This is a genomic window from Haloarcula sp. CGMCC 1.2071 (assembly GCF_037078445.1).
GTDB lineage: Archaea > Halobacteriota > Halobacteria > Halobacteriales > Haloarculaceae > Haloarcula > Haloarcula amylolytica.
The window spans coordinates 161,008-177,504 of record NZ_JAYMGY010000006.1 but is presented as its reverse complement, the minus strand read 5'-3'; the positions used below and the strand labels follow the sequence as shown (position 1 = coordinate 177,504).

The following is a 16,497-nucleotide window of genomic DNA, read 5'->3' as shown; positions in this document are numbered from 1 at the left end:
TCCCTGCAGACGCTTCCGAAAGCGGTCAGGTTGTACGGACACACACTCACACAGTTGGAGCCTGCTCAGCTACTCGGAATGGCTGAGCGAACGACTCGGAACTCCGTCCTCACGCGACTCCCGCTCGACTTCGACGGGCGATACGACGCCGCGATTCCCCGAGCCCTCTCAGTGGCGACCAGTCCAGTCGAAACGGACCTCGACCTGCTTCGGGGTGAACTTTCAAAGTCGACCGTCCGGATGTTCCAGCAACGGAGTCGCCAGGCGGCCGACGGCAACCTGACCTTCCTCAACAGGAGGATACAGTTTCGGTCGCCAGACCAGCCTAACTGGTTCGACGACCGGTTTGACGACTATCCGTTGCTCTGGCCGCTGAAACTATACGCGTTCGAACCTCTCCGCTGGGCGACGCTGGGGTTCAAAGACCCACAGGCGGCCCCCGACAGGGTTGTCGAGGTGTTCGACCAGTGGGTGCGGGACTGGGCCGATAGTATCGAAATCGGTCAGCCGGGCTACCTTCGAAATGCGTGGACGCCGTGGGCAGTATCCCTCCGTATTCAAACTCTCGTTCGATACCTCGCGTGGCGAACTGGGGGCACCCAGGAAGGCGTTCCAGCGAGACTTATTGAGGTGCTTGCTCGAGAGATATATCGGAACTCGCTCTTCCTCACGAACCACATTGAGGGTGATGTCGGCGGCAATCACCTCGTCGAGAACGGGCTTGCACTGCTCATGGCCGGACTCACCTTCTCAGAGGATAATAATTCATGGGTTTCAAAGGGAATCTCTATTCTCGGCCGTACAGGGGCTAAACAGTTTCTCTCCGACGGGGGGCACTACGAGCGGTCGCCGATGTATCATGCAATCGTTACAACGCGATACGTGACAGCGTGCTCCGTACTGACCGCCAGTGATCGCACGGTCCCCAACTGGCTGGCAGCGATGACAAGGCAGGCTGTAGCGTATCTGCGATACCTCTGTCCCCCAGACGAGCGGCTCCCGCTGTGTAACGACGCCGTGTTCGGTCAGGCGCTTCCGCTTGCCGACTGTTTGGAGTACGCTGCTGCCGCCGGGTTCGGTTCCGATGACCGTCCCGCTCCGGCTCACAGTCCAGCGAGCGGGGAGTCAGGGTACTACTGGCTCGATACGAACCATGGACGTCTGTTAGTGGATGGCGGCCCCGTCGGACCCCCGCATTTACCCGGTCACTCACATAACGATATGCTGAGTGTCTTGCTCTGGGTCGATGGACACCGTGTGCTTACTGATACGGGTGTGTATGATTATGCCAGCGACGAACGGCGACAGTACGTCAGAAGTGTTGCTGGACACAATACGGTTCAGGTCGGCGATACGGAGCCGATAGAGATCGGTGGAAAGTATCTGATGGGGGCGCGAACGGAACCGACGGTACGCTACGAGGAGACAGAACCGGCGGTTTTCGACGGATGCTACGAGACAGCGTCTGATGCACCAGCGTCGTATCGACACAACAGGACAATCGTTGCGGCGGACGGCTGGTGGCTTGTTCGCGATATGCTCAGTGGACCCGACACCGAGACAGAGCCGAGCATCTCCCGCCTCCACTTCCACCCGGACATTGCCGTCACAGTCGACGAGTCTGGACCAATACGTGCGTCCCACCGGGCAGCCACCGACGATGACCCGCCCTTGCTGAGTGTCTACCCGCTGGGTACCAGCGACGTTCGCACCACTACAACCCAATACTTCCCCGAGTTTGGCGTCGCCCAGGAGCGACAGACAGTGGAACTACGGTCCGGTCCCGAATCAGGGACAACAGCTTTGGGGTATCTTCTCGCCCCGGGAGCCAGCGGTGGCGATATATCTGGCTCCTCGGGCGATGGTGAGGAATAACCGCCAGCGAGCTACGACCGCTAGCCCTCTGATACAGTCGATTTCGGTCACTTCAGAGTATGTATAATCCTGAACTCGAAACTGGACCGCCCGCTTTCCATTTGGTTTCGTGGCTAAGGGAATGATTCAATCGTAGGGGGTGGGCGAGAAGTCGCCTGCGTCGGAGCGATCTAACTCCGTATCAACTAAGCAGACGCTTCAGTCGGGCCACGAGGCTCTTCGAACGGTCACCGCCACGGCGGCGCTGCTGATCAGACCCAGTATCTGCGGACTCGGACCGCTCTTCGCTCCCAGTGGCCAGCGCGTCGCCGTCGGCGGCCTCGATGGCATCGGCGATCATCCCCTCGGCGTCGTTGACGGCGTCCTTGACGGTGCCGTCGATTAGCGGGACGCTACTGAATCGATCCTGACTGACCGACGTGTCTGCGGCGATGATGGCGGCGTCGGCGGCTTCGATGTCAGCGTCGGAGAGTTCGTTCTCCGCGCCCATCGCGCCCTGGACTTCGACCTTGATATCGTGATCGTGTTCTTCCGCTGTCTGTTCGAGATTTTCGGCTGCCATCTGACTGTGTGCGATACCAGTCGGACAGGAGGTGACTGCGACGAGTTTCATGTGTCTACTGTGGTGTGGACTTCGCTTCGCGTTGCGGCGAGTCGGGCGCGGTCCCCGCGCTCGCTCGCGGCACTGTACTCGGTTTCGCTGACGGCCGTCTTGACCTCCGGAATCGTCACGGCGCTCATGCTGAGTTCGTCGAGGCCGAGACCGACGAGTAGTTCCGTCAGAGCGGGGTCGCCGGCCATCTCACCGCACATCCCGACCCAGGCGTCTTCGGCGTGGGCTGCGGTAACTGTCCGATGGATCGCGCGCAGGACGCCCGGATGCGTCGGGTCGTGCAGGTCATCGACGCGCTCGTTCTCCCGGTCGGCGGCCATCACGTACTGCGTGAGGTCGTTCGTCCCGATAGAGAGGAAATCCACTCGCGCGGCGAGTTCGTCCGCCATGAAGGCGGCGCTCGGTGTTTCAACCATAACGCCGACTTCGGGATCAACGGCGTCAGCGTCGCGGCCTTCAACATCGGCCGCCGCTGCGTCCAGCGTGTCCAGTGCAGCATCGAGTTCCTCGACAGTGGCGACCAGCGGGAACATGATGGCGAGATCTCCAGCCCCATCCGCTCCAGCGCGCAGGAGCGCACGGAGTTGTGTGGCGAACAGGTCCGAATCGGGGGCGAGCGAGCGTCGTATCCCTCGCTCTCCCAGGAACGGGTTTTCTTCTTCCGGCAGGTCCAGATACGAGATGCGCTTGTCGCCCCCGATATCCAGCGTCCGGACGACGACGCGCCCGTCCGGGAACGTATCGAGCGCCTCGCGGACGGCCTCGTACTGTTCATCCTCCGACGGCGGCGTCTCCCGGTCGAGAAAGAGGAACTCGGTCCGGTAGAGGCCGACGCCGTCAGCTCCCCGTTCTGCTGCGGGGTCCAGTTCCGCCGGCTGGCCGATATTTGCCGCCACTTCGACGTGTCGCCCATCGGTTGTCTCGACGGACTCATCGACGACAGCAGCTCCCGAGTCGCTTGCTGCGGCCGCTCGCTCGGTGTCGTCGGGGCTGACTACCACCTCGCCGCTGTCGCCGTCGATCACGACCTCTTCCTCCCCCTCGACGGATTCGAGAGCGTCGCCGACACCGACGACGGCCGGCAGGGCCAGCGAGCGGGCGAAAATAGCCGCGTGGGACGTTCGTCCACCAGTGACCGTGGCAAACCCAGCGACGCGTTCCGGGTCAAGTTGCGCCGTGTCGCTGGGGGTCAGCCGCTCGGCGAGGACGACGCTTCCCTCTGGTAGGTCACCGAGATCGACCCGTTCGCCGTCGGTCAGCAGACGGAGGAGTCGGTCGCGAACGTCGCGGAGGTCGTCCGCGCGCTCGGCCATTCGACCGTCCATGCCCTCGAACTGCTCGATATGCTCGCCGAACGCGGCGTCGACGGCGTTTGGCGCAGGAAGCCCCTCGCCGACCATCGTCTCGACGCTGTCCTCGATAGTCGGGTCTTCGAGGAACTGGATGTGCGCGTCGAACACCGCGGCCTCGTCTTCGCCGACGCGTTCGGCGGTCGCCTCGCGCTCGGACTCCAGTTCGGTGCGGGCGGTGTCGACGGCGTCAGCGAACCGCTCGATTTCAGTCTCGGGATCGACTTCCACGCCGTCCGGGTCTAGGAGCGAGATGTCTCGGCCGTACCAGACAACCGACCCGACGCCGGAGCGCGGCGTCGCACCGGTACCGTGAAGCGTGCGTTCAGCCATCGTCAGTGTCCAGTTCCGCCTCTGGCGTTGTCAGTATCCGCTCCAGTTCGTCGAGCACTGCTTCTGCATCCGGTCCGTCGGCGACCAGTTTGATGTCGTCGTCCTGTCCGACGCCGAGGCTGGTGACGGCGATCATACTCGCCGCTTGGACGAGGTCACCGTCCGGACGACCGGCCGAGACTTCGGCCTCGTGGTCGTTGACGGCCTGGACGAACGCCGACGCCGGCCGCGCGTGCAGGCCCGCCTCCGGGACAATCGTCACAGTGCGTTCGACCGTCATGCGATTGCCTCCCGGAGCGCGTCCTGAACAGTCGCCTCGTCCTCTGCTTCGTGGAGTCGGTCCCGAACGTCGTCGTGCATCAGGGCTCGCGAGAGGGAGCTGAGGATGTTGAGATGCTCCTCGCCGCCGGCCTCCGGGACGAGAATCATGAAGATGAGCGTCGCCGGCTCGCCGTCCATCGAGCCGAAGTCGACGCCTTCCTCGGAGCGGGCAAACGCCAGTGACGGGCGGTTCACAGCGTCAGTCTTCGCGTGTGGAATCCCGATCCCCATGCCGACGCCCGTAGTGGTCTCCGATTCGCGTTCCAGCAGCGCGTCGAGTGCGCGGTCGCGGTCCTCGACCTTGCCGCCGTCGACTAGTAGGTCGAGCAAGAACTCGATACACGCTTCCTTCTCGGCTGGTGGCTCGGACAGCGAGATGTGGCTGGCCGGAATCAGTTCTTCGATATCGTCCGCTGCGATTGCGTCTGTCATTGTAGTCACAGTAGTTAGTCGTCCGTCGGTTGCGTGGTGCTCGTCTCCGCCCCAGCGTCGATACGATCTTCGAAGTCCGGTTTGATCACTGTCGCGACGACGGCCGTCACGAGTGATCCCAGCAGGATGCTGCCCAGGAATGCGAGTGGCTGGTTCGACAGCAGGACCACGAAGATACCGCCGTGGGGGGCGGGCATCGTGACGCCGAGGGCCATCGAGGTCGCACCGCCGACAGCGCTACCGGCCACGATAGCCGGGATGACGCGCAGCGGGTCCGCGGCCGCGTACGGAATCGCACCCTCGGTGATGAACGACAGGCCGAGCACGACACCGCTTTTTCCGTTTTCGTACATCTCCGCCGCGTACTTGTGCGGCGCAATGAAGTTCGAGAGCGCAAGCCCGATCGGCGGAACCATCCCGCCGATCATCACCGCGGCCATCGGTGCGTAGATTTCCTCGGTGATGAGCCCGGTTGCGAACACGTAGGCGACCTTGTTGACCGGGCCACCCATGTCGAAGGCCATCATTCCACCGAGGATGAGGCCGACGACGATAGCCTGACCTCCCTGCATCGACTGCAGGAAGGAAGTCAGACCCTCGTTAGCGAGTGCGACGGGGACGCCCAGCACGAACAGCATGATGGGCGTCAGAACCGCCATCGTCGCGACAGGGATCAGCAGTACCGGCATCATCGGCTGGATGAACTCCGGGACGTCGAGGTTCTTGAAGAAACGCGCGACGTACCCGGCCAGCAGCCCAGCGACGATTGCGCCGAGATAGCCGGCACCGGCCTCACCGCCGGAGATACCGATTACTGTCGCCGCTTCGGCGACGACGTTCCCTTGCTGGAGAATGTATGCCAGCAGGAATCCCGGGGCGAGTCCCGGACGGTCGGCGATGGCATACGCGATGTATCCGCCGAGAATCGGAACCATAATCGTCAGCCCGGCGGTACCGACCTGTGCCAGGAACCAGCCTGCCGAGCCGGTGTTCTCGAACACTGTCTGTGTGTCCCCTATCGCGTACGCGACGGCGAGGAAGATACCCCCGATAGTCACGAAGGGGATCATGAACGATACGCCCGTCATCAGGTCCTCCTTGACGGAGGTTACGTGAGCGCGAAGCGCACTCTCGGCCCGGTCTTGATCTGTCATGGTCAACGACATCGACAGCTACGCCCATTGTGTGATATAAAGGTACACGTTTGAGAGTGTTATTTACCGAAATTGTTTGCTATATGTATTTAGGCGATTGTTTCTGCACGGAACTAGGTCCGCGAATCCGTTGGAATAACAGACATATGCTTGTTAGCCGCAGGCAACTATTGGGATAGAAAACGGAATGTGTGGTGGCACACGCGCCATAGTGCTTATATCCGTCACTCGCACACACCGAAATATGGGTTCGTTCTCGGTATCCGGGGAGGTAGCTACGTTCACCGTCGAGAAGATCGGGGGGATCGACGAGACGACAGTCGAGGTCCCATCAGGGGTGACTGTGCTCCGAGGCCGGAACGCGACTAATCGGACATCGTTTCTACAGGCGGTGATGGCCGCTCACGGGAGCGAGTGGGCGAGCATCAAAGGTGACGCCGACCAGGGACACGTCGAACTCTCACTGGGGGAGGAGACGTACACCCGAACACTGACCAGAACCGACGACGGGGTTGCTGGGTCGGGCCTTGGCCTTCTCACTGACCCGACGGTTGCGGATCTGTTCGCGTTCCTGCTCGAAGACAACGCGGCCAGGCGAGCCGTCGAACGAGGGGAGAACCTTCGAGAGATCATTATGCGGCCGGTCGACGTGGCGTCTATCCACCGACAGATACGTGCGGCCGAGCAGCGCAAGGAGGAGATCGACGAGGAACTCGACCGTATCGCGTCGCTCAAGCGCGACCTCCCGGACCTCGAACGGCAACAGGCAACTCTGCGCGACGAGATCGCCGAGAACAGAGACGAACTCCAGCGCGTGGAGGACCGAATCGACGAGCGGGACGTAGATTTCCAGACGACCCAGCAAAACAGGGACGAACTCGAAACGGCCCTCGATGAACTCCAGGCGACTCGATCCGAACTGAAACGTGTGCGAAACGATATCCAGTCAGAACAGGAGAGTATCGCGGCACTGCGCGACGAGCGAGGGAGCCTCGCGGTCGAACGATCCGGGCTTCCGGAATCGCCGGACGAACGACTCGAAGCGCTCGAATCGGACATCGAGCGGCTTCGAGAGCGCAAACGAGAGCTCTCAGAGTACACCACCCGACTGCAGAACGTCGTCGGGTTCAACGAGGAACTGCTGTCCGGCGAGCACCGGGAGATAACCGATGCTATCGACGCAAAGCCAGAGAGCGTGGGTGACATCACGGACCAGCTGTATAAGGGGTCAAAGACGACCTGCTGGACCTGTGGCTCGCGAGTGAAACCGGACCGTATCGAGTCGACGCTCCAGAGCATGCGTGACCACCTTCAGGAGACGGTCACGGAGATCGACGATATCGACGATGAACTCGACGAACTGACCGACCGACGTGACGAAATTGCGGAGACGCGCACGCGAGCGCGGGAACTCACCGTCACGATTGAGGAGGTCGACGCCGAAATCGAGCGCCGGCAGACGACTGTTGTCGACCTCCGAGAGCGACGCAACAACCTCTCCGCCCGCGTCGAGGAACTCGAGGAGCGGGTCACCTCGCTCCGAACCGAAGAGTTCGACGAAGTGCTCGAACTCCATACGAAAGCGAACGAACTGGAGCTGGAACTGGACCGGCTCGAATCCGAACGAGACGAGGTACGCGAGGAGATCGCCGACATCGAGTCGGAAATCCGCCGGAACGACGAACTGGCTGCCCAACGGGAAGACGTGGTTGACGAGCTGATCGACCTCCGTTCTCGCATCGACCGCCTCGAAGCCGATGCGACCGACCAGTTCAACGAGAAGATGGACGACCTGCTCGACATTCTGAGCTACGGCAACATCGAACGGATCTGGCTCGAACGGACCGACACACCCGATGACCCGGTCCATAACAGCGACGACAGCGTCACTGGGTCGACGTTCACGCTCCACGTCGTCAGGAGTACCGACGGTGGAACTGTCTACGAGGACACTGTCGGCCATCTGAGCGAGAGTGAGCGGGAAGTAACCGGGCTCGTGTTCGGACTCGCCGGCTACCTCGTCCACGACGTGTACGAGGAAGTCCCATTCATGCTGCTTGACTCACTGGAAGCCATCGACGCGGAGCGCATCGCCTCCCTAGTCGAGTACTTCGCGGAGTACCCCGCCTATCTCGTCGTCGCGTTGCTCCCCGAGGACGCACAGGCGCTTCCGGATAGTTACAACCGGATTACGGATATCTGATCCGGTTGTGGTCCCCCAAAGACCGAACTTACTGAGCGCTCACTCACAGTCACAGCCGCCGCGGTCGAGAAGGTCACTGATGCCGTAGCGCGTCCCGCAGTCCTGACAGCGAATATCGATGCTCACGAACACTCGGTACTCGCCGACAGTGAGTTTGTCAGCGGTGTTCAGTCGGTCGACCGTATCCCGGACGATTGTCTCGACGCGGCTGCGGAAGCGGTCTATTGTCCCGCGTTCCTGCTCGACCTGTTCAGTTTCGGATTCAGGCTCGTAGCTCACATCACGAACCTCTGTGAGGTAGTACCGAATCGCCTGATACGTGACGAACTGGCTTTCCAGCGTATCGACGTCGATGCCTGCCCGTTCGAGTCGGTTCCGCGCTTCGATCCGTTTGCCCGCACTGACGTCGTCGTCCGTCAGGAGTCGATAGAAGTTCGCCGGTTCGCCGTCGATGACGTCCATGCTCGAATCGCGAATCGCAGCCACGAGCAGCGCTTGATTGAACCGGTCAGCGAGGTCACGGAGACTCTGTCGTTCCCCATTCTTCCCGAGCCACGCGTGCTCCAGTTCCGTTCCCATCGACGTCAGTCCGTACGTTTCGATCAACTGTGCGACTTTCGACTGCGCTGACCCCATTATCGCCAGAACGCGTCGAGCCGGTTTAGCCGTTTTGTTGCGATATCTGCGTCTCTATCCACAACTTGGCAGCCATACTTCTTGATTACAGAGTGCACACTCATACGAATGTATTTGGCCACAGATATGTGCGATATATATCAATAGGACCGCAAATAGATGTATAATGACTGTGTTTATAGACATATAAGCACCGACTACGACAGAGAGCCACTCCTGAATCTATTCTTCGGGATATCTGATACGCTTTCGGTAACGCCCATCTACCACGAGAATTTAATACCTGACATTACAAGCGGGAAATCACACGATGGTCCCCTCCACTCGACGTACCCTCCTCCACAGCGCATGCGGGCTAGCGGCGATACTGGCCGGCTGTAGTGGATTGTTCGAGGGCAGCGGCGAATCAACGCGCACCGCTTCCGAAAACGATGGCTCGGCCGCTCCGGGAACTGGCATAGAATCCGACCCGGAGGCAGTTGTCACACGCGTTGACGCCGACCGTCAGCCTGTCTGGCTCGACGATGGAGACAGTCGGCCAACCGAAAGCCGACACTCCCGTCGATTGGAGTCCAAGATTATCGATACGGCATCCAAAGCAGACCGACTTACCGTCGCTGAAGACGTGGACAGTTCGCTGACTGAGACCTTCCTCGACGAGACTGACTTCGACACGGAAACCGTCTACGTCCAGAACGTGATGATCGAGGAGTGCTTTCGACTAACGCTCTGTCAGGTCAGCTGGACGACTAACAGCGTCTCGACCGACTACGGCCGAGTGAGTCGCCCCTACGACGAACCCTGCACAGCAGGCAACAAGGTGTACGCGGTGTGGTTCATCCGGATTCCCGAGACAGTCAACGCCGACGACATCTCCAGTTACTCCACCTCCATCGGTGGGAGCGCCTGTGACAGCCAGCGAGTCGATGCCGAGGGCGAGGGCGGGGGCGGGTCAGCCCGAGATAGCGACCGCCGAACCCAGACTGGTGGTGAGCAGGTATGACCGACGACACGTCCGCGACGGGCGGGGAGTCCGGTCGGATGACCCGCCGTGGTGTGCTCGCCCTGGTTGGGGCCAGTGCTATCGCTGGCTGTAGCAGTATCGACAGTCTGGGTGGGGAACGCGAGGCAACTATCGATGCCTACAATCTGCCCGATGTCCCGCGCGACGAAGAGCGAGAAGCCCCAATCCCCCCGGTGATACCGGTCGACATCGAAACGAGCCATTTCGACGCCGCGAGGGAGCGGGTACGCTCGCTGCTGGCGACGCTTCCGACCCCGCTCGGTCCAGAAGACATCCCGAACGGTCACATCCGCCAGCACCTGACAGGTGCCGCCAGTGACGCCTCGGACGGCCTCGACGATGCGCGGACGGCCCGAACCGGGTTGATGGCGCTCCGGTCGCTACGTTCGGCCCGCGAAAACGCCCGCTACGCCGCTGCGGGGTGGGGTGTTGTCGAGAGCGGCCGTACCGCTGCGCCGCTCCGAGACGAACACAGCCGAACTGTGTCGGCGGCCCGCGAAACCCGACAGGAGCACGAATACGTCGGGACGGACCCGGTGCGCGCGGCGCTGGTCCACGCCCGTATCGAGACGGGACTGGAGCGGGCCAGTGACATGGACGTCCTACCCAGAGAAGAGTCGGAGTTACTGTCGGTCGCCGAATGGGGTGAGACGGCCGAGTCGGCACAGGCGTATCTCGACGACGCTCGCCACCTGCGGGCGCGGTTCGCTGCTTCGCTTCCATCCGATGCCGGGACGGTCAGGCCGACACTGAGTGATGCAGCGGAAGCACTGCTGGCGGACATCCGCGACAGGCAGGCGGACCTGCCGCCGGAGACGGCCGCTGACGACCGCACTCCAAGGAAGATGGTTTTCGAAGAGCTCCGCTGGGAAGCCGAGAGCGGTACCAGCCGCCTCACGGACGCCGTCGGGCCCGCGAGCGCCGTCGTCAATGCGAACGGTCGGCTCGCCCGGTTCCGAGCGCTCGACCGCATTCAGTCACGTCGGGAGGCGGACGAACTCGCTCGGCCATCCGATGGGACAGCGGTTCGCGAAATCAGACAGACCGCGTACGATGCACTCACCGCGGCCCTCGAATCGAGTTCGCAGCCGGAGCTGGTCCGGACGGTTCTCGTCGACGCCGGCCACAGGGTCATGGCCGCTGACCGTGAGTTAACACATCATCAGGGAGAGATATCGGCCACCACGCTCGATAGAAGCGTTGCGGACTACTGGCACGCGACAGCACTCGCCCGTTCAGCGTTGGCAGCGACGCAACAGACAGTCCGGGCGCTGCAGGCCGACTGAAACGGCATGACAACAGCGCCACAACTGCTTCGGCGGTCGTCGACCACGCGCCGCCACACTGTTATGTAGTTCCTTCTTCACAATATCCCTCTGATACTGATAGGCTCTGTGAGCTAATGTTGGTACGATTGTTATTCTCGGTCCCGTGGACGGCCACCCCGATATCGAATGGGCTGTCGCTATTCCTGAGCTGCACCGCCCTATAGAAATCGGGACCGAAGCAGCACCCACCGCTATCAGCGCGAGTGATGTCGGGAGACCGGTGACAGAGCGGACTCTCAAGGTTCAGGCAATGCCTTCGACCTGCTCACTTAGTATTACTCAGCGGGTGTAATACACGACAGTAACAGTCGGTGATATCTCGTGGCGTGAAATCACGACGTCACCGTTGTCATTCGAGCAACGGGGTAGTGAGGAGAGATGCGTGGTACGTCACGTCATCCCGTTTGGCTGCAATGGATTCCCGTGAACAGGATCCTGCACACCAATACGATACTGTGACCCAACTGACGGAGGACTCTCAGGCCGGGTCGAAACCGGTCATGCGTGCCTTCGGTCCGGAGACCGAGACGACGACCAGAGAGCGCGTCGAAACCATTCCAACGGACGGCACAAAACTCATACCATTGGTTTTTTGATAGAATGAGTATTCTGCCCGTCCCTCTGACTCTGAAACGTGAGCGTGGCCCTGTCGACGCGACTACCGAACAGAAACAGGGGGTTTGTAGCTGCTGACACCCTGAACAACGAATGATTCCCGGCGTTCTGCGTCCCAGCCGTATATAAATCACCGCAGAACTGTGGTCCCTGCTTCTTTCCCGAGAGGGGCCACGCTCAAAACGGATGATGTTGAGAGCTATCACCACGAGCAGCGAGAGTACAGTTCGGTCCGCCAGCATACGGGTGAGACCGCGATGAGTTCGAACTCGCTGCCGTCAGCGGCGAAGACAGTAATCATCGGTGGCGGTATCGTCGGAAACAGTCTCGCGTACCATCTCGCCCGGATGGGGCGAGAAGACATCGCGATTCTGGACAAGGGGCCGTTGCCCGACCCCGGTGGGTCGACCGGTCACGCCTCGAACTTCCTGATGCCGGTGGAACACTCGAAGGAGATGACCCACCTCACCCGACGGAGCATCGAGCAGTACAAGGACATGGACACGTTCACCAACAGCGGCGGTATCGAGGTGGCACGCACCGAGGAACGGATCGAGGAGCTGAAACGGCGCGTCCAGTCAGCGAAGGCGTGGGGGGAACCGGCGGAGCTGTTGACCCCCGAGGAAGTCGAAGCGCTCGTACCCTACGTCAACACTGACCTCATCAGAGCGGGGTTCTACAGCACCGGTGCGGGCACCTGTGATCCGCTCCGGGCCGGCGAAGTGATGCGAGCGCGGGCAGACGAGTACACCGACGGCGGGCTACACGTCTCGCCCAACACCGAAGTGCTCGACCTTCACGTCAAAGACGGGTCGATACAGGCGGTCGAGACCGACCGCGGGACCGTCACGGCCGACGAGGTGGTCATCGCGGCCGGGCTCTGGAGCCCGAAAATCGCCGAGATGGCCGGCGTCGAGATCCCGCTGACGCCGGCAGTCCACCAGATGGTCAGCGTCGGCCCGATTTCATTCTTCGAGGATTACGAGGGCGAAATCTCGTTCCCGGTCGTCCGCGACATGGACACGCAGATGTACGAGCGCCAGCACGGGAACGACCTCGAAGTGGGGTCGTATCAGCACCGGCCGATACTGTGGGACGTCGAGGACATCCCGTCCATCGACGAAGCGCCGCTCTCGCCGACCCAGCCGCCGCTGACCGACGACGCCTTCGAGCAGTCGATGGCCGACGCGCTGGAGATCGTCCCGGAACTCCTCGACGACCCCGAGGCCGGCATCCGCCACGAAATCGACGGCCTACTTTCGCAGACGCCAGACGGTGCACCGCTTCTGGGCCCACTGCAGGACGTCGACGGGCTCTGGTCGTGTGCCGCGGTCTGGATCAAGGAGGCCCCGGCCATCGGCGAGGCGGTCGCCCAGTGGATGACGCGTGGCTGGTCGGACATCGACCTTCACGGAGCCGACGTGAACCGGTTCTACGAGTACGGGACCTCCCGCTCGTTCGTCAAAGACCGGGCCAGCGAAGGGTTCCAGAAAATCTACGACATCGTCCACCCGGCCGAACAGTACCAGTCGGCGCGGGAACTCCGGACGAGCCCGTTCTACGAGAAACAGGCCAACCTCCACGCGGAGTTCTTCGAGGCGGCGGGCTGGGAACGGCCGCAGTGGTACGAGTCGAACGGCGACCTGCTGGACCGGTACGAGGAAGAACTCGCCGAGTTCCAGCGGCCGAACGAGTGGGACTCGCGGTGGTGGTCGCCGATCATCCTCGCAGAGCATCTCCACACCCGCGAGCACGTCTCCATGATCGGTGACATGGGCTTCAGCATCTTCGACTTCCGCGGGTCGGACGTCGTCGACTACCTCGAACGGATGGCTGTGGGCCGCGTCGACGTTGACGTGGGCAAGACCGTGTACACGCCGATACTCGCCGAGAACGGCGGCTTCGTCTCGGACCTGACCATCGCCCGCCTCGGTCCCGACCACTACCGGGTCGTCACCGGCGGCGCGGCGGGCGGGGCCGACCGGGCCTGGTTCGGCGACCACATCCCGGACGGTGCCGACGTGACCCTCATCGACCAGTCCGAGTCGCTGTGTACGCTGGGCGTCTGGGGGCCGAACGCCCGCGACCTGGTGGCCAGTGTCACAGAGGAGGACATGTCTCACGACGCCTTCGAGCCATACACGGCACAGGAGATCACAGTCGGTGAAGTAGAGGCGTGGGCGATGCGGCTCTCCTACATCGGCGAGCAGGGCTGGGAGATTTACGCCCCGATGGGCCAGGGCCGCCGCCTCTGGGATGTGCTCTGGGAGGCCGGGCAGGACCACGACGTCCGGCCGGCCGGCATGGGCGTCTACGGCACGACCGGTCGCCTGGAGAAGGGGTACCGACTGTTCGGCCACGAACTGGAACTGGACTACAACCCCGCGGAGGCCGGGCTGACGTTCCACGGCGTCAAGGACGCCGATTTCATCGGGAAAGAGGCCTACGTAGAGGCCATCGACGAGGAGAATACGGCCACGCTGTGTACGCTGTCCGTCGACGACCACGCGCCGGAGGGCGGCGAACGCCGCTTCATGCTCGGCAACGAACCGGTTCTCGACGGGAACGGGGACGTTCTGGTCGACGACGAGGGCCGGCGCTCGTACGTGACCAGCGCCGGGACCGGCCCGAGCGTCGGCAAGCACCTTCTGATGGCGTATCTCCCGCAGTCCTTCGCTGAGGAAGGGCGGAGCCTCCAGGTCGAGTACATGGGCCAGCAGTACCCGGTGACGGTCGAAGTCGTCGGGAGCCGGCCGCTGTTCGACCCGGAGAACGAGCGCATCAGGAGCTAGCACAGCCAGTGAACCGACCGCAATCGAACGACGGAGACACGACATGGACACCGTAGCCTGCATCAAGCGCGTGCCGGACACCGGCGCGAAACTCACACTGACCGACGACGAACAGGAGATAGACACGAGCCATCTTGGGTTCACGATATCGCCCCACGAGGAGTGCGCCGTCGAGGAGGCCATTCAGGTGGCCGACGACCACGACGGGACGGCCACCGTGATGTCGCTCGGATCGGTGGACGCCGACGAACAGCTCCGGACCGGACTCGCGATGACGGCCGACGAGGCGACCCTGCTGGAAACCGACGGAGAGGAGTGGCGGCCCCGCGAAACGGCGGCCGCCCTCGCAGACGCCCTGAGTGACGACTCCGGCACCGACCCGGAGTTCGACCTCCTCCTGTTCGGCAACGAATCGGCCGACGTGGCGAACCACCAGGTCGGCGTCCGCGTCGCCGAGCGGCTAGACATGCCGTTCGTCGCGGGCGTGTCAGATCTGACGATTGAGGACGGGATAGCCGTCGCCGAGCGCGACGTGACCGGCGGAACCGAGGTGTATGAACTCAACCTCCCGGCGGCCGTCGGCGTCAAAGAAGGGCTCAACCAGCCCCGCTACGCTTCGATGCGCGCCAAGATGCAGGCGCGCAAACAGTCGATCGGGCGGCAGGACCCGGTCGCCGGCGAGTTCGACGGGGGTATCGAGAAAGTCCGGTTGGAAGCGCCGGAGAGCACGGAGGGCGCGGCCGAGGTGCTCGGCGAGGGACCGGACGCCGTACCCGCAGTCGTCGACCTGCTCCGCGACGACCTGGAGGTGCTCTAACCGTGATTCTGAGCCTCGTCGAACACGCGGGCGGGAGCCCGGCGGAGTCCTCGCTGGAGGCGCTGAGCCTGGCCCGTGAACTGGCGACTGCGACCGACGCGGCGCTGGAGGCCGTCGCGTTCGGGGCGGAAGCGGCGGCACTCGGGGAATCACTCGGCGACTGCGGCGTCGAGACCGTCCACCACGTCGACGACGAGCGACTGGACACGTACGCACCCGAGGCCTGGGCGGAGAGTATCGCCCAGTTGCTCGACGCCACGGACCCGGATGCGGTCGTCGCACCGGGGACCGACCGCGGCCAGGAGGTGCTAGCCCACGTCGGTGCCAGGCGCGACCTGCCGATGGCGGCCAACTGTCTCGACGTCGAGGCCGGCGACGTGTACGAACTGTCGCGCCAGCGATGGGGTGGTAGCCTCGTCGAACACGCATGCCTTGATAGTGACACGAAACTGGTGACTGTGGCGGAACACGAGTTTTCGCCGGAGACGGCGATAGAGAGCGCTGAGACGACAGTCCAGCCGTTCGAGCCGTCGCTCAACGAGAGCGCGTTCCGGGTCAGCGTCGACCGCGTCGAGGAGTCAGCCGAGTCCGGTGTGTCGCTCGGTGAGGCCCGCGTCGTGGTCGGCGGCGGGCGCGGCGTCGGCGGTCCGGAGGATTACGATAAACTGGAGACGCTGGCCGATAGCCTCAGCGGGACCGTCGGCGCGTCACGGGCCGCCGTCAACGAGGGCTGGCGACCACACGACGACCAGATCGGACAGACTGGAACGAAGATCAGCCCGGACCTCTACGTCGCCTGTGGCATCAGCGGTGCAGTGCAGCACATGGTGGGCTGCAAAGGTGCGGACAACATCCTGGCAATCAACACCGATCCGGAGGCAGCCATCATGCAGAAGGCCGACTACGCCGTCGTCGGCGACCTCCACGAGGTCGTGCCGGAGTTGAACGACGCGCTGGGAGACGGGGGCTGAGACGGTCGTCCGTTCCGTGTGCGGGCTTGGCTGA

At 62.7% G+C, this 16,497-nt stretch carries 13 protein-coding genes; 7 read left to right on the top strand and 6 right to left on the bottom strand.

Going from position 1 to position 16,497, the window contains the following annotated elements:
* Positions 1–78 precede the first annotated feature (78 nt).
* The gene (locus tag VI234_RS13325; protein WP_336330277.1) at positions 79–1,875 is read left to right on the top strand and encodes a heparinase II/III family protein; all 1,797 of its coding nucleotides are present in this window, start codon (positions 79–81) and stop codon (positions 1,873–1,875) included.
* A 181-nt stretch (positions 1,876–2,056) separates the two neighbouring features.
* Here VI234_RS13325 and VI234_RS13320 read toward each other — a convergent pair whose 3' ends face one another.
* The 5 genes from VI234_RS13320 to VI234_RS13300 are packed head-to-tail and all read right to left on the bottom strand — an operon-like array spanning position 2,057 to position 6,089.
* The gene (locus VI234_RS13320) at positions 2,057–2,488 is read right to left on the bottom strand and encodes a PTS fructose transporter subunit IIB (RefSeq protein WP_008311980.1); all 432 of its coding nucleotides are present in this window, start codon (positions 2,486–2,488) and stop codon (positions 2,057–2,059) included.
* Entirely contained in the window at positions 2,485–4,170 is a 1,686-nt protein-coding gene (gene ptsP / locus VI234_RS13315) for a phosphoenolpyruvate--protein phosphotransferase (protein ID WP_336330276.1), read from the bottom strand. Before ptsP ends, VI234_RS13320 begins: the two co-directional genes overlap by 4 nt.
* Complete coding sequence (locus tag VI234_RS13310; RefSeq protein WP_008311983.1) at positions 4,163–4,450, bottom strand: HPr family phosphocarrier protein; 288 nt, start codon at positions 4,448–4,450, stop codon at positions 4,163–4,165. Before VI234_RS13310 ends, ptsP begins: the two co-directional genes overlap by 8 nt.
* Positions 4,447–4,923, bottom strand: a complete 477-nt coding sequence (locus VI234_RS13305) for a PTS sugar transporter subunit IIA (RefSeq protein ID WP_336330288.1) — start codon at positions 4,921–4,923, stop codon at positions 4,447–4,449. The genes VI234_RS13310 and VI234_RS13305 overlap by 4 nt, the downstream gene beginning before the upstream one ends.
* A gap of 14 nt (positions 4,924–4,937) precedes the next feature.
* Positions 4,938–6,089 (bottom strand): PTS fructose transporter subunit IIC, encoded by a 1,152-nt coding sequence (locus VI234_RS13300; protein ID WP_336330275.1) that lies wholly within the window; start codon positions 6,087–6,089, stop codon positions 4,938–4,940.
* 232 nt (positions 6,090–6,321) lie between these two features.
* Between VI234_RS13300 and VI234_RS13295 the strand changes: the two genes are divergently transcribed.
* Positions 6,322–8,280 (top strand): archaea-specific SMC-related protein, encoded by a 1,959-nt coding sequence (locus VI234_RS13295; RefSeq protein ID WP_336330274.1) that lies wholly within the window; start codon positions 6,322–6,324, stop codon positions 8,278–8,280.
* Positions 8,281–8,319: 39 nt separating this feature from the next.
* Here VI234_RS13295 and rdfA read toward each other — a convergent pair whose 3' ends face one another.
* Positions 8,320–8,916: a rod-determining factor RdfA gene (rdfA, locus tag VI234_RS13290; protein ID WP_336330273.1), complete on the bottom strand. Its 597-nt coding sequence runs from the start codon at positions 8,914–8,916 to the stop codon at positions 8,320–8,322.
* 310 nt (positions 8,917–9,226) lie between these two features.
* Here rdfA and VI234_RS13285 point away from each other — a divergent pair, with 310 nt between their 5' ends.
* The 5 genes from VI234_RS13285 (at position 9,227) to VI234_RS13265 (ending at position 16,463) form a co-directional block, all read left to right on the top strand.
* Positions 9,227–9,919, top strand: a complete 693-nt coding sequence (locus VI234_RS13285; protein ID WP_336330272.1) for a hypothetical protein — start codon at positions 9,227–9,229, stop codon at positions 9,917–9,919.
* A complete protein-coding gene (locus VI234_RS13280; RefSeq protein ID WP_336330271.1) occupies positions 9,916–11,226 on the top strand; it encodes a hypothetical protein in 1,311 nt (436 codons plus the stop codon). The genes VI234_RS13285 and VI234_RS13280 overlap by 4 nt, the downstream gene beginning before the upstream one ends.
* A 914-nt stretch (positions 11,227–12,140) precedes the next feature.
* Positions 12,141–14,675, top strand: a complete 2,535-nt coding sequence (locus VI234_RS13275) for a GcvT family protein (RefSeq protein ID WP_336330270.1) — start codon at positions 12,141–12,143, stop codon at positions 14,673–14,675.
* Between the two features lie 43 nt (positions 14,676–14,718).
* Entirely contained in the window at positions 14,719–15,492 is a 774-nt protein-coding gene (locus VI234_RS13270; protein ID WP_336330269.1) for an electron transfer flavoprotein subunit beta/FixA family protein, read from the top strand.
* 2 nt (positions 15,493–15,494) lie between these two features.
* Positions 15,495–16,463, top strand: coding sequence for an electron transfer flavoprotein subunit alpha/FixB family protein (locus tag VI234_RS13265; RefSeq protein WP_336330268.1), 969 nt, complete (start codon positions 15,495–15,497; stop codon positions 16,461–16,463).
* Positions 16,464–16,497: the final 34 nt, after the last annotated feature.

Bases quoted from the DNA above. Each gene is read 5' to 3' on its own strand.
- VI234_RS13325 (WP_336330277.1), top strand. From the start codon at position 79: ATGGCTGAGCGAACGACTCGGAACTCCGTCCTCACGCGACTCCCGCTC.
- VI234_RS13320 (WP_008311980.1), bottom strand. From the start codon at position 2,488: ATGAAACTCGTCGCAGTCACCTCCTGTCCGACTGGTATCGCACACAGT.
- ptsP (WP_336330276.1), bottom strand. From the start codon at position 4,170: ATGGCTGAACGCACGCTTCACGGTACCGGTGCGACGCCGCGCTCCGGC.
- VI234_RS13310 (WP_008311983.1), bottom strand. From the start codon at position 4,450: ATGACGGTCGAACGCACTGTGACGATTGTCCCGGAGGCGGGCCTGCAC.
- VI234_RS13305 (WP_336330288.1), bottom strand. From the start codon at position 4,923: ATGACAGACGCAATCGCAGCGGACGATATCGAAGAACTGATTCCGGCC.
- VI234_RS13300 (WP_336330275.1), bottom strand. From the start codon at position 6,089: ATGTCGTTGACCATGACAGATCAAGACCGGGCCGAGAGTGCGCTTCGC.
- VI234_RS13295 (WP_336330274.1), top strand. From the start codon at position 6,322: ATGGGTTCGTTCTCGGTATCCGGGGAGGTAGCTACGTTCACCGTCGAG.
- rdfA (WP_336330273.1), bottom strand. From the start codon at position 8,916: ATGGGGTCAGCGCAGTCGAAAGTCGCACAGTTGATCGAAACGTACGGA.
- VI234_RS13285 (WP_336330272.1), top strand. From the start codon at position 9,227: ATGGTCCCCTCCACTCGACGTACCCTCCTCCACAGCGCATGCGGGCTA.
- VI234_RS13280 (WP_336330271.1), top strand. From the start codon at position 9,916: ATGACCGACGACACGTCCGCGACGGGCGGGGAGTCCGGTCGGATGACC.
- VI234_RS13275 (WP_336330270.1), top strand. From the start codon at position 12,141: ATGAGTTCGAACTCGCTGCCGTCAGCGGCGAAGACAGTAATCATCGGT.
- VI234_RS13270 (WP_336330269.1), top strand. From the start codon at position 14,719: ATGGACACCGTAGCCTGCATCAAGCGCGTGCCGGACACCGGCGCGAAA.